Source organism: Sphaerisporangium sp. NPDC005289 (assembly GCF_040607455.1).
Lineage (GTDB): Bacteria > Actinomycetota > Actinomycetes > Streptosporangiales > Streptosporangiaceae > Sphaerisporangium > Sphaerisporangium rhizosphaerae.
In genome coordinates, this window is record NZ_JBEXGS010000005.1 from 223554 (window position 1) to 236617 (window position 13064).

The 13064-nt window shown below is 69.5% G+C and carries 10 protein-coding genes; 3 read left to right on the forward strand and 7 right to left on the reverse strand.

Annotation, left to right across the window (positions count from 1 at the left end):
* Nucleotides 1–13 precede the first annotated feature (13 nt).
* The gene (locus tag ABZT47_RS11735; protein ID WP_354839281.1) at nucleotides 14–4180 is read left to right on the forward strand and encodes a DUF4082 domain-containing protein; all 4167 of its coding nucleotides are present in this window, start codon (nucleotides 14–16) and stop codon (nucleotides 4178–4180) included.
* A gap of 74 nt (nucleotides 4181–4254) precedes the next feature.
* On the opposite strand, the gene ABZT47_RS11740 is transcribed toward ABZT47_RS11735, so the two are convergent.
* Genes ABZT47_RS11740 through ABZT47_RS11750 form a run of 3 tightly spaced genes read right to left on the reverse strand, consistent with a single transcriptional unit; the run spans nucleotide 4255 to nucleotide 7024 of the window.
* Nucleotides 4255–4965: a class I SAM-dependent methyltransferase gene (locus tag ABZT47_RS11740; RefSeq protein WP_354839284.1), complete on the reverse strand. Its 711-nt coding sequence runs from the start codon at nucleotides 4963–4965 to the stop codon at nucleotides 4255–4257.
* A 17-nt stretch (nucleotides 4966–4982) separates the two neighbouring features.
* Complete coding sequence (gene rfbB, locus ABZT47_RS11745; RefSeq protein WP_354839287.1) at nucleotides 4983–5960, reverse strand: dTDP-glucose 4,6-dehydratase; 978 nt, start codon at nucleotides 5958–5960, stop codon at nucleotides 4983–4985.
* The gene (locus ABZT47_RS11750) at nucleotides 5957–7024 is read right to left on the reverse strand and encodes a glucose-1-phosphate thymidylyltransferase (protein ID WP_354839290.1); all 1068 of its coding nucleotides are present in this window, start codon (nucleotides 7022–7024) and stop codon (nucleotides 5957–5959) included. The genes rfbB and ABZT47_RS11750 overlap by 4 nt, the downstream gene beginning before the upstream one ends.
* 357 nt (nucleotides 7025–7381) lie before the next feature.
* Here ABZT47_RS11750 and ABZT47_RS11755 point away from each other — a divergent pair, with 357 nt between their 5' ends.
* A complete protein-coding gene (locus ABZT47_RS11755) occupies nucleotides 7382–8368 on the forward strand; it encodes a glycosyltransferase family 2 protein (protein ID WP_354839293.1) in 987 nt (328 codons plus the stop codon).
* Nucleotides 8369–8707: 339 nt separating this feature from the next.
* Here ABZT47_RS11755 and ABZT47_RS11760 read toward each other — a convergent pair whose 3' ends face one another.
* The 4 genes from ABZT47_RS11760 to ABZT47_RS11775 all read right to left on the reverse strand — a co-directional run bounded on the left by ABZT47_RS11760 (nucleotide 8708) and on the right by ABZT47_RS11775 (nucleotide 12479).
* Nucleotides 8708–10420 carry a PQQ-dependent sugar dehydrogenase gene (locus ABZT47_RS11760; RefSeq protein WP_354839295.1) on the reverse strand — a complete coding sequence of 571 codons (1713 nt, stop codon included), beginning with the start codon at nucleotides 10418–10420 and terminating at the stop codon, nucleotides 8708–8710.
* A 398-nt stretch (nucleotides 10421–10818) separates the two neighbouring features.
* Nucleotides 10819–11250 (reverse strand): RICIN domain-containing protein, encoded by a 432-nt coding sequence (locus ABZT47_RS11765; RefSeq protein WP_354839298.1) that lies wholly within the window; start codon nucleotides 11248–11250, stop codon nucleotides 10819–10821.
* A 220-nt stretch (nucleotides 11251–11470) separates the two neighbouring features.
* A complete protein-coding gene (locus ABZT47_RS11770; protein ID WP_354839301.1) occupies nucleotides 11471–11674 on the reverse strand; it encodes a DUF397 domain-containing protein in 204 nt (67 codons plus the stop codon).
* Nucleotides 11664–12479, reverse strand: a complete 816-nt coding sequence (locus ABZT47_RS11775) for a helix-turn-helix transcriptional regulator (RefSeq protein ID WP_354839303.1) — start codon at nucleotides 12477–12479, stop codon at nucleotides 11664–11666. Before ABZT47_RS11775 ends, ABZT47_RS11770 begins: the two co-directional genes overlap by 11 nt.
* A gap of 233 nt (nucleotides 12480–12712) precedes the next feature.
* Here ABZT47_RS11775 and ABZT47_RS11780 point away from each other — a divergent pair, with 233 nt between their 5' ends.
* Nucleotides 12713–13054 (forward strand): ATP-binding protein, encoded by a 342-nt coding sequence (locus tag ABZT47_RS11780; RefSeq protein ID WP_354839305.1) that lies wholly within the window; start codon nucleotides 12713–12715, stop codon nucleotides 13052–13054.
* Nucleotides 13055–13064 lie beyond the last annotated feature (10 nt).

The window sequence follows — 13064 nt, forward strand, 5'->3', positions numbered from 1 at the left end:
AACGCTTGCGCGCATGAGCATGACGTGGCCTTTTCACGGCCGTTCGCTGGACTCCGACGTACTCGTCACGGGCGGCCGGGTGGCCGGGCCGTCGTGGTGGACCTGGACGCGCCGGATCACCTTGGGCACCTGTGTGGCGGTCGTGCTGACGACCGCGGGTCCCTGCGGCCTGGCGTCGGCGGCGGGATCGCCGTCCGGCGCCTTCCGCCGGGCGGCGGAGTTCCCGACCGCCTCCGTCCAGCCCATCACCGCTACCGGACCCGCCGCGCGCGACGAGCGGGGAACGCCCGCCCCGGCCCCGGGCGAGGGGGCGGCGAAGCCGGGCGCCGGCGACCCCGGCGATCCGCCTTCGGGTGACCCGCCCGAAGGCGGCCCGCCCGAGGGCGGCTCCGGGAGTTCCCACGATCCGCCCCCGGCGGACCAGGCGGCCCCTCCGGTCACGGCGCCTCCTGGTACGGCGCCTTCGGGTACGGCGCTTCCTGGTACGGCGCCTCAGGGCGCGGCCGTTCCGGACACGGCCGCCCCGGACGCCGGCGTGCCGGGCCGGCGGACTCCCGGTGACACCGCCCAGGGGCGGGCCGTTCCCGGTCAGGACGGCCCCGCACCGGCCTCCAACGGCACGCGAGCGGAGCCCGGGGCGGCGGAGCAGGACGGCACCGGGCTGGAGGAGGCGGCGGCGCGGCTGCGCGCGGCGCGCGGACCCAGAGCGGGCGACACCGGGTGGCGCGCCGTCCAGAAGGCATGGGAGAAGCGGCAGCGGCGCGAGGCGCTGAAGGCGAAGGCCCGCCGCGCCGCCTGCCCGCCCACCTCGATCATCTGCATCGAGAACAGCCTGCCCGGCAGCCCGCCCAGCGAATGGGCCATCCCCGGCGCCGGTGACAGCAACATCCAGGGCTACGCCACCCAGATGAGCGTCAACGTCGGCGAGACGGCCCTGTTCAAGATCGACACCGCGGCGACGTCCTACCGGCTGGACATCTACCGCTACGGCTACTACGGCGGTCTGGGGGCCCGGCTGATCACGACGGTCAACCCGACCGCGACGCTGCCGCAGACGCAGCCCGCCTGCCTGACCGACCCGTCCGTCGGCCTGGTCGACTGCGGCAACTGGGCGGTGTCCGCCTCCTGGAACGTCCCGGCGAGCGCCGTCTCGGGGGTGTACTTCGCCAAGCTGGTGCGCACCGACGGCACGCCCGGCGCCAGCCACATCACCTTCGTGGTCCGCGACGACGGACGGCACTCGGAGCTGCTGTTCAAGACCTCCGACACCGCCTGGCAGGCCTACAACGCCTACGGCGGCAACAGCCTCTACACCGGCAGCCCCGCCGGCCGGGCGTACAAGGTGAGCTACAACCGCCCCTTCACCACCGCCTGCTGCTCGTGCTGCCTGGGCGGCAACGAGACATGGTTCTCCCTCGCCGAGTACCCGATGGTGCGGTGGCTGGAGGCCAACGCCTACGACGTCAGCTACTTCTCCAGCGTCGACACCGCGGCCCGCGGCGCCGAACTGCTGGAGCACAAGGTCTTCCTGTCGGTCGGCCACGACGAGTACTGGTCGGAAGACATGCGGACGAACGTGGAGAACGCCCGCGACAGCGGGGTCAATCTCACCTTCTTCTCCGGCAACGAGGTCTTCTGGAAGACCCGGTGGGAACCCAGCATCGACGGCGGCGCCACGCCGTTCCGCACGCTGGTCTGCTACAAGGAGACCCACGCCAACCAGAAGATCGACCCGAGCCCGCAGTGGACAGGGTCATGGCGCGACCCGCGCTTCTCGCCGCCGTCCAACGGCGGCCGCCCGGAGAACGGGCTGACCGGCACGCTGTTCATGGTCAACGGCGTGGTGAACGACGCCATCACCGTGCCGGCGGACTTCTCCTCGATGCGCATCTGGCGCAACACCGCGGTCGCGAACCTGCAGCCCGGCCAGGTGGTGACCTTCCCGGCCGGGACGCTCGGGTCCGAGTGGGACGTGGTGCCCGACAACGGGTTCGAGCCGCCGGGCCCGGTGAAGTACTCGCGCACGACCATCGCCACCCCGAACAAGTACCTGCTCGACTTCGGCAGCAACTTCGGGGCGGGCGTCGCCACGCACAACCTGTCGCTGTACAGGGCGGCGAGCGGCGCGCTGGTCTTCGGCGCGGGGACCATCCAGTGGTCGTGGGGGCTGGACGCCACCCACTCCAAGCCGGGCACGCCGACCGACATCACGATGCAGCAGGCGACCGTCAACCTGTTCGCCGACATGAACTGCCAGCCGGCCAGCCTGCAACCGGGCCTGGTCCCGGCCACCCCGTCCACCGACACCGCCCCGCCCACCTCGACGATCGACAGCCCTTCCACGGGCGCGTCGGTGGAGAGCGGCATCCCGGTCACGGTGCAGGGGACCGCGGCCGACACCGGGGGCGGCGTCGTGGCCGGCGTCGAGATCTCCTTCGACGGCGTGCGATGGTTCCAGGCGACCGGCCGCACCGACTGGCAGTTCAGCTGGCTGCCGAGCGGTTCGCAGCAGAGCGTCACCATCAGGGTGCGGGCGGTCGACGACATCGGCAACCTGCAGGTCCTGCCCACGACCGTCACCGTCACGGTGACCACGCAGTGCCCCTGCACCATCTGGCCGACGACGACCGTGCCGGCGACCCAGAGCAGCACCGACACCAAGTCCGTCGAGCTCGGCGTGAAGTTCCGGGCCACGGCCGCGGGCTACATCAACGGCATCCGGTTCTACAAGGGGTCGCTGAACACCGGCACGCACACCGGCAGCCTGTGGACCTCGTCGGGGCAACTCCTGGCCACCGCGACGTTCACCAACGAGACGGACTCGGGCTGGCAGCAGGTGAACTTCTCGGTGCCCGTCCCGGTCGACATCAACACCACCTACGTCGCCTCCTACTTCGCGCCGAACGGCAGGTACTCCTACAACCTCGCCTACTTCACCGCCGACGTGGTGAACGGCCCGCTCACAGCGCTGGCCAACAACGTGGACGGCGGCAACGGCGTCTACCGGTACGGGGCCACCAGCGGGTTCCCGACCAGCACCTACCAGGCGAGCAACTACTGGGTGGACGTGGTGTTCACCCCGATGGACAGCCTGTGGACCAACGCCACCACCCCGGCGAACCCGGCCAATCCCAACACCACCCCGGTGACCACGGGCGTCAAGTTCCAGGCGTCCACGACCGGCGAGATCAGGGGCATCCGGTTCTACAAGGGGGTGCAGAACACCGGCACGCACATCGGCAGCCTGTGGACGACCGACGGCCAACTGCTCGCCAGCGCGACCTTCACCAACGAGACGGCCTCGGGCTGGCAGCAGGTGAACTTCGCCACGCCCGTGCAGGTGAAGGCCGGCACGACCTACATCGCCTCCGCCTACGTGGCCTCCGGCCACTTCCCGTACAACCTTCAGTACTTCACCACGCAGTACAGCAACCCGCCGCTCACGGCGCTCGCCGACGGCGCGGAAGGCGGCAACGGCGTGTACGCCTACAACGCGGTGAACACCTTCCCGCAGAACACCTTCCAGTCCGCCAACTACTGGGTGGACGTGGTGTTCGCCGCGTCGCAGAGTCTGTGGAACAACGCGGCGACGCCCGGCGTCATATCCCACCCGGACTCCGACCCGGTCGTGCTCGGCGTGAAGTTCCAGGCCACCGCCAACGGGACCATCAGGGGGATCCGCTTCTACAAGGGCCCGCAGAACACCGGCACGCACGTCGGCAGCCTGTGGACCACGGGCGGCCAGCTCCTGGCCAGCGTGACCTTCACCGACGAGACCGAGTCGGGGTGGCAGCAGGCGTACTTCGCCACCCCGGTGCCGGTCACCGCGGGCACGACGTACATCGCCTCGTACAACACCACCGCGGGGCACTTCTCCTACACACTGCAGTACTTCACCGGCCAGTACACGAACTTCCCGCTCCTGGCCCCGGCGTCCGACGCCTCCGGCGGGAACGGCGTGTACGTCTACAGTCCTGTCAACGCCTTCCCGCAGTTCACCTACCAGGCGGCCAACTACTGGGTCGACGTGCTGTACGACCAGGGGAGCGGGGGCGGCGCACCACGCGTCACCGGACGACCCGGGGCACGCCGTCCCGAGGCGGGCGTCCCTGCGCCGCGCGTCGCCGAGGTGCGCGCGGCCGGGCCGTCCGGGGCGCGCCGTCCCGAGCCGCCCGCCTGACCTGCCCGTACACCGAAGTGGCCCCGCTCGCGTCCGCGAGCGGGGCCACCGTCGTCTCCACGGGTCTTCGGCCGTCAGCGCTCCGGGCGGCGCGCCCTGGTGATCAGCGAGACGCCGGGCAGCGACCGGACCGGCAGGTACCGCTCGGCCGCGATCACGGCGGACAGCGCCATGTTGACCAGTGGAGGCGTCTCCACGACGTCGGACCCCGAGGTGTGCTTCCTGCGGCGCGCCACGACCGGCCGCAGCAGGACGTTCCAGCTCCACATCCGCTCGATGACCAGGCCTTCCCGCGAGAGCACCGAGCGCAGCCCGTCGCGGGTGTAGCGGCGGACGTGCCCGGAGGCCACGTCGTGCGCCGACCACAGCGCCATGTCGCACGGCACCGTGATCAGCGCGGTGCCGCCCGGACGCAGCACGCGCAGGATCTCCCGGACGGCCAGATCGTCCTCCTCGATGTGCTCCAGCACGTCGAACGCCAGCACCAGGTCGAAGTGACCGTCCGGCAGGGGAAGGTTGCGCGCGTCGGCGTGGATGGCCTGCAACCCGCGCTCGCGCGCCAGGTCCACGGCCGTCTGCGAGAAGTCCGCGACCAGCGCGTCCCAGCCGTGGTCGACCAGGACGCGGGTGTTGCCGCCCCCCGCCGCCCCGATGTCCAGCGCCCGCCCGGGCGGGCCGAGCCGCCGCAGCTCGCGCAGCTCGCGCGCGAGGATGGCGCGTCGTTCGCGGAACCACCAGTGGCGGTCCTCGATCTCGACCGTGCGGCGAATCTCCGTGGCCTCCATGGCTCCTCCTAGTGACCCTATTGACCCGATGTCTTCAACGGCCGCCACCAGTCCCGGTGATCGCGGTACCAGCGGACGACCTCGGCCAGCCCGCGCTCGAAGTCGACCTCCGGTGCGAACCCGAGCGCCCCGATCTTCCCGCTGTCCACCGAGTACCGCCGGTCGTGGCCAGGACGGTCGGCGACCGGGACGACCATGTCCCAGCCCGCCCCGAACGCGGCCAGCAGCCGCTCGGTCAGCGCGAGGTTGGTCAGCTCGACCCCGCCGCCGATGTTGTACACCTCGCCGCCGCAGCCCTTGTCGAGCACGAGCTGCACGGCGCGGCAGTGGTCGTCCACGTGCAGCCACTCGCGCACGTTGCCGCCGTCGCCGTACAGGGGGACGGGCAGCCCGTCGATCAGGTTGGTGACGAACAGGGGTATGACCTTCTCGGGGTGCTGGTACGGCCCGTAGTTGTTGGAGCAGCGGGTGACCCGCACGTCCAGCCCGTAGGTCCGGTGGTAGGCCCGGCAGAGCAGGTCGCCCCCCGCCTTGGCGGCCGAGTAGGGCGAGTTGGGCCGCAGCGGCGCCGACTCCTCCCACGACCCGCCGGCGATCGACCCGTACACCTCGTCGGTCGACACCTGCACCACCGTGCGCACGCCGGCCGCCAGGGCCGCGTCCAGCAGCCGCTGGGTGCCCTGCACGTTGGTCGTCACGAAGTCCGCCGCGCCGGCGATCGACCGGTCGACGTGCGTCTCGGCGGCGAAGTTCACGATCACGTCGTGGCCGGGCACCACCTCGGCGAGCAGCCCGGCGTCGGCGATGTCCCCGTGGACGAACGCGTACCCCGGGTGGCCGGCGACCGGCCGAAGGTTGGCCGGGTTGCCGGCGTAGGTCAGCTTGTCCAGCACCGTGACCCGCGCGTCCGCGCAGGAGGCGTACGCTCCGGACAGCAGCGAGCGCACGTAGTTCGACCCGATGAAACCGGCCCCGCCGGTGACCAGCAGCCTCATGCCCGCACCTGCACCCTGCTGTGGTCGCCCACCATCAGCTGCAGCGCGTTCGGCACGCCCTGCGCCCGCACCACCTCGACGTTGCGGCCGATCAGCGAGTAGGTCAGCCGGGAGACGCCCCGAACCGTCGACTCCTCGCAGACGATGGCGTACTCCACCTCGGCGTCCTCCAGCACGCAGCGCTCGCCGATCGAGGTGTAGGGGCCGATGTAGGACCCGCTGATGCGCGCCCCCGCGCCGATCACCGCGGGCCCGCGGATCACCGACCCGCGCACCGAGGCCCCGGTCTCGATGACCACCCGGCCCGACACCTCCGACGACCCGTCGACGGTGCCGCGGATGCGCGGCTCGACGCCCTCCAGCACGATGCGGTTGCACTCCAGCATGTCCTGCAGCCGCCCGGTGTCGCGCCAGTAGCCGCTGACCAGGTGCGAGTGGACGCGAAAGCCGTTGGCGATCAGCCAGGTCACCGCGTCGGTGATCTCCAGCTCGCCGCGCGCCGACGGCCGGATCGCCCGGACCGCCTCGTGGATCGCGGGGGAGAAGGTGTAGACGCCCACGATCGCCAGATCGCCGCGCGGGCGGGCGGGCTTCTCCTCAAGGCTCAGGATCTCCCCGGAGGGCCCGAGCTCGGCGACGCCGTAGAACTGCGGCTCGGCCACCTTGGTGAGCAGGAGCTGGGCGTCGTGGCCGGCGTCGCGGAAGGCGTCCACCAGGTCACGGATGCCGCCCACCAGGAAGTTGTCGCCCAGGTACATGACGAAAGGGTCGTCGCCCAGGAACTCCCGGGCGATCAGCACGCAGTGGGCCAGCCCGAGCGGGGCCTCCTGGGGGATGTAGGTGATCTCCAGGCCGAACGCCGAACCGTCCCCGACGGCCTCGCGGACCTCCCGGCCGGTGTCGCCGATGATCATGCCGACCTCGGTGATGCCGGCGTCTCGGATGGCCTCCAGGCCGTAGAACAGCACCGGCCTGTTCGCGACGGGGACCAACTGCTTGGCCGAGGTGTGGGTCAGCGGGCGCAGCCTCGTGCCCCTTCCACCTGCCAGAACGAGCGCTTTCATCGCTCACTTGCCTTCCCGCGAGAACACATGGCCGATCGACGGGCCCGAATCTATGGGCGCTCGGACCACCTGGCCCCCCGACGTCCGCGGCTTTGCCGAACAATGGGCCCCCGGTTGCCGCCGCCGGAGGTCGGGTCACGCGGCCGCCGACGCCCGCGCCTGGTCCGTTCCCGTCCGTGCCCCCCTTCCCGCCCCGTCCGCTCGCGCAAACGGCTCCTCACGATCGGCAAAAGCCGGGCGGGCCCGTACCCGGCACGCGGCAACGCCGCGCCAAGGACACCGCCACGAGCCGCAGCGGTCCTGGCGTCCACCTGCGGCGATGTGGTCGGCTGCGGGCGAGAGATGATCGGGGGATCAATGTCGGTGTCGGTGGTCATTCCGTGTTACCGCTCCGCCCGGGTGCTTCCCACGCTGGTGGCAAGGCTGCTGCCGGTCCTGCGTGAGGTGTCGGTCCGGCACGAGGTGATCCTCGTCGTCGACGGCAGCCCCGACGACACCTGGCGGACCGCCGCGGACCTCGCGGCACGCTTCGACGTCGTCCGCGCGATCCACCTGTCGCGCAACTACGGCCAGCACAACGCCCTGGTCGCCGGGATCAGGGAGGCCGCGTTCGACGTCGTGGTGACGATGGACGACGACCTGCAGCACCTGCCCGAGCAGATCCCGCAACTGCTGGCCGCGTTGGAGGGCGACCGCCTGGACCTGGTGTACGGCGTCCCGCACAAGGAGGAGCACGGGCTGCTCCGCAGCCTCGCCTCCCGGTCGGTCAAGGCCGCCATGGCGCTCGCGCTCGGCGTGCGCACGGCCCGGGCCATCAGCGCCTTCCGCGCCTTCCGCACGCCGCTGCGCGAGGGCTTCCACGACCTGTCCGGCCCGCACGCCTCCCTGGACGTCGCCTTCTCCTGGGCCACCACCCGCGTCGGCTCGGTCAAGGTGCACATGAACGAGCGCGGCCACGGCCGCTCGGCCTACACGCCGCGGCTGCTGGTCCGGCACGCCATGAACATGCTCCTCGGCTACAGCACCACGCCGCTGCGCGTGGCCAGCTACCTGGGCTTCCTCGTGGGCGTCATCGGGCTGCTGCTGGGCGGCTCGGTGCTGTGGAGCTTCATCGCCGGCGACACCACGGTGGCCGGATTCACCACCATCGCCTCGATGGTCGCCCTGTTCTCCGCCGCCCAGCTCATGTCCATCGGCGTCCTGGGCGAGTACGTCGGCCGCATCCACGGCAGCGGCATGGGCCGCCCCACCTACGTCATCCGCGAACGGGCCGGCGCCCACATCCCCTCGGACCTCTCCTACCGCCCCACCCCCAAGCCCTACCGCCCCGGCGGCGTGAACTGACCCGGGCATCCCGGCGCCTGAAAGCCATGTGCGCAGCCGACGCACCTTGAGCGTTGAGCGCTGATCATCTTGTGGCTTCTGCCGCCTACCGGTGAGGTCTGGTGCCCCACCCCGTCGCCTGGTTGACTGGCGCTGTGCTGACCTCCCGGTACTCGACTCGGCCCTCTGGACGAGCTTTGGCGAAGCTGGTCCTGGTAACGCTACTGACGGGCGTCGTGCTCGCCTTGGGCGTGTGGTGGCTGCTGGCAGAGGTATGGGACGCCCTACTGGACGCCCTGCCGATATGGCTGCCTCATACCCGTTGACAGCACGAGCCGAGGCTGGCACGCCGACGAGGCGTTATCTGGCCGTGCAGGTGATGGGCGACGGAGCCGCGACAGCGCCGCCGGGCCAGCCGATCGGGAATTGCACCGTCACCGAATCGCCTGGCAGGAGTACGCCGTTCTGGGTGACGGTCACCGTGGATCCTGGCGGGTTGTAGCCGTTCCACTGCAGGTAGCTCAGCCCGTTGGGAACCGTGAAGACGACGGTCCACGAGGTGATGGGCAACGTTCCCGTGTTGCGCACCGTCAGTTCGCCCCAGGAGGCCGTCGTCCACTGGAGAAAGAACCGGATCGTCGCTTCGCAGGAGCGTGTACCCGTGGACGGCGACGGGCTGGGTGACGGTGAGGGGCTGGATGAGGGCGACGGGCTGGGCGTTGGCGAGGGGCATGGTGAAGGACTGGGCGAAGGTGAGGGACTGGGGGAGGGCGAGAGGCTGGGGGAGGGGGAGGCGCTCGGCGATGGCGAGACGCTGGGCGAGGGGGAGACGCTGGGGGACACTGACGGGGTGGGTGTGGGCGACGGTGAAGGGCTGGGCGAGGGGGAGACGCAGGGCGAGGAGCCGCCCGGCGACGAGGGCGACGGGCTGGCCGTCGGGGAGGTTTCCGGGTCGGATGGTGAGGGGGACGGTCCGGATGGTGAGGTTGACGGGCCGGATGGGCCGACGGGCGGGATCCGGATGATCAAGTCGTCGCCGGGGCCTGGCGTCCCCCTGCCGTCGCGGTTGCTCGTCGCCACCCAGAGCCAGCCGTCCGGGCCGACCGCCACGGTGCGCAGCCGGCCCGGCTTCTCCCGCAGCTCGGCCACGGGAGTGCCCACCCTGTTGCCGCCTCTGACCGGCACCGTCCACAGACGCTTACCGGCGAGGGCCGCGGCGAACAGCGTGCTGTTGGCGTACGCCAGGCCGCTGGGGGACGCCTCGCTATCGCTCCAGGTAACCAGGGGGTTCGCGTAGCTCGGGTTGCCGCACATGCCCTCGCAGGCGGGCCAGCCGTAGTTGAGACCCGGCCGGATGTAGTTGATCTCGTCCGTGGAGTTCTGACCGAATTCCGTGGCGTACAGCAAGCCGGCCTCGTCCCAGGCGAGTCCCTGAACATTGCTGTGGCCGTAGCTGTAGACCGGTGAGCCGGAGAACGGGTTGTCCGTGGGAACCGCGCCGTCGCGGGTGATGCGCAGGATCTTGCCGCCGAGGTTCGAGCTCTGGGCGTACGCGGGGTAGCCCGCGTCGCCCGTGGCCACGTACAGCATGCCGTCGGGGCCGAACGCGATGCGCCCGCCGTTGCGGGACTGGCCCCGGGGGATGTCGGCGAGGATCACCTGCTGGGCTTGCGGAGTGCTGAGCCGGAACCGGACCACCCGGTTGTCGGAGACGGAGCTGATGTAGGCGTAGACCAACTGGTCCTGCGCGAACGTTGGGGAGAGCGCGATGCCGAGCAGGCCCCCCTCACCTCCGGGGTACACGTTCGGGACCATGGCCACCTGTACGGGCGAAGACCCGGGACGCACCTGCGCGATCATCGCGGTGTCGCGTTCGGAGACGAGGGCGCTCCCGTCGGGGAGGAAAGCCATGCCCCAGGGCACCTGCAGCCCGACAGTGGCGACCTGTGCCCGGGTGAAGTCGAACCCGCCCGTCCCCGCGCCCGCGGCGGCAGGCCGGGTCACGACGAGCACCGTGGCGGCGATCATGGCGCAAAGGACGATGGAGAGTGCCGAGTACAGGTGCTTGGGCATCACACGCTCCGAGGTGGGACGGAGGCTACCGGCTCGTCCCCATCGAAAGCGCCGTCCGCGCCCGCGGCAATCATCGGGCGGGCACCAGCTCGCCGACCTGCGCGTACGCCGCCCGCCCCCGCCCAGGGACGGGAAACTTTCACGACCCGGCACGAGGCGCCGTGGATCGGCGGGCGTTCTCCGGCTCGGTCCACCGAGCAGGCCGGAGGGGAAGCTTGTGGCGTTGCACGGACCTGGCGGCGGAACACATCTTCGAGTCCGGCGAGCGCCTGGTGCACAGAGTCCGGATGGCTGCGGCGGTCAGCGCGCCGATCTTCTCGTCGTGGATAAGCGGCCACGTCGGCCATCGCGGTTCGGCGGGCGGCAGTTGATCGACGGGATCGCCGGTGTGATCGGTGCTATGACTTACACTCCTCGAAGAACCACATCTGGTTCTGCCCCTCCCATCTTCCCCATACCGCTATCCGCGTTCCGGGGTCGGAGGACCCACGGTTCGTGACTTCGAGATCTTTCTTGCAGTTGGGGACACACACGCGGCAGGACAGCGCGACCGCCTCCTCCTCCCACACGTGCCACTCGAACGAGGATTCCCGCAGAAGGGCGCCGTCGTCATTCTTCGGCTGTAGATTGGTACTGAGGTATGTACCTGTTCCGACGTTTCGCAGGGTCCACCCACCCCCGATCCGGTTGAGCTGCCACATCTGGGTGTCACTGTCGTTCAAAGGATTCCCGACGGCATGGACCGAGCCGCCGTCCTCAGCGATATCGATATAGGTGCCGGACTTCGCGTTCCGTATTCTATAGACTTTTCCTGATTCGATGTCCGTCAAGTTGCCCGTCCTTTCCCGGTGCCGGCAACGGATCTGAACCTCCGTGCTCCTTGAGTTATCTTGCCGCACATGTTCTTTCCCGACCACTTACCAGGCGGCAACGTCCGACAGGTGACCCTGCGGATCCGAGCCCGCTCGACGCCGGATCGCGCCAGATCGCCCTCCCGCGCGATCCGACACCGGCCGCCCTCCCGGCCGCGACCTTACGGGCTTGGCTCGCTCAGCCGTCCAGCGTGCGGGCCTTGAGGCCGGTCACGAATGCCGACCACTCGGCCGGCGCGAAGGCCAGTTGGGGGCCGCCTGGGTTCTTGCTGTCCCGGACTCCGACCAAGCCGGGCAGGTTTGACGCGACCTCGACGCAGTTGCCCTGGTCTGCGCTGAAGGTGCTCTTGCGCCACTGTGCGTTCCGGAGGTCACCCGTCACGTTGGTTCACCACTTCCCTGATGAGCTTGACCGACTGCTTGAACGGTAGAGCCTCGGCCCTAATCGCGTCATATCTAGCAGTTAGTTGGCCGATGACCTGACGGTCATCTATAGTCCGCCCGAAGGGCTGGCCCTCCGCATAGGCGGCGTAAGCCGACCCGTTCCGTTCAGCGATGATGAACCCACCTGCCAGCCCGCAGTGCGCCTCGGCCTCGTAAGGGACGACCTGAATCGTCACCGTTGGACGCTCAGCGGCTTCGAGTACGAGTTGTAGCTGCTCCCGCATCACTTCGGCCCCACCAATGGACCGATGAAGTACCGACTCGTCCATGACAATGCTGATCATCGGGGGTTTGTTCTGGTGAAAGATGGACTGTCGCCGCATCCTGCCCGCTAGACGCTCCTCCACCTCCTCGCCAGTGATGCCTGGAGATGCCGCGAACATTTCGCGGGCGTACGCCTCCGTCTGTAGGAGCCCTGGGATGAGGACCGGCTCCCAGCTGTGAAGTGCCGTGGCCTCCGCCTCTTCGTCGAGCCACGGCCTGATGTACTCCGGAGCCCGCTCCCAGGTGGTGGCGGCGTACAGGCGCATCATGGCGCCGTCCAGCTCCAAGACCTTGTCGCACAGCTCGGCGAACTTCTTGGTCGGTGGCCGCTTCAGGGTCTCGACCATCGCCACATGGCTGTCCGAGTATCCGAGCTGCGCGGCCAGCCGGTGTTGCGTAAGCCCCGCCTCACTTCTGTGTTTGCGTAGCTCGAAGGCGAAAAGTGCTCGCGGTGACTCGTGTGGATCGATCTCTTGCACGGGGGAGAAGGCTGCCTTTCGGGCTAAATTTGGGTGTTACTACTAACTCACATTCCTGCTCTCAGGACTTGCGGTGAAGCCGAGAGGGAAAATCGCTACCGATGATATCCCCGTTTCGTCACTCTGGTCAGGCGAAAGTCATCTGCGACCCGCACCTCCCCAGTGCGAAAGGCTGACAAATGAGGGCAGGAAGTCTGCTAGGCGTCATAGATTTGGTTGGAGCTCCTGAGTCGGTGTCGATCGCGCGGGAGTTCGTGAAGGCGAAGCTCGGCGAGGATCATCCGGCTTTGGACGACGTGACGCTGCTGGTTTCCGAGCTTGTCACCAATTCCGTACTTCACTCGAATTCGAGGAACGGCGGGAGGATCACCCTCGCTCTGGCCGACTGCTGCGACCTCATCCACGTGGACGTGGTGGACGCCGGGGGTGAGACGGCCCCCGAGGTCCGTGGCGACATGTACGCCGAGGGCGGCCGGGGCCTCATGCTCGTGGAGACGCTGTCCTACCGGTGGGCCGTCCACGACGACGTTGCAGGCAGAACGGTGTGGTGCCAGGTCAAGTACAAGCCGGCGTAGGACACACCGT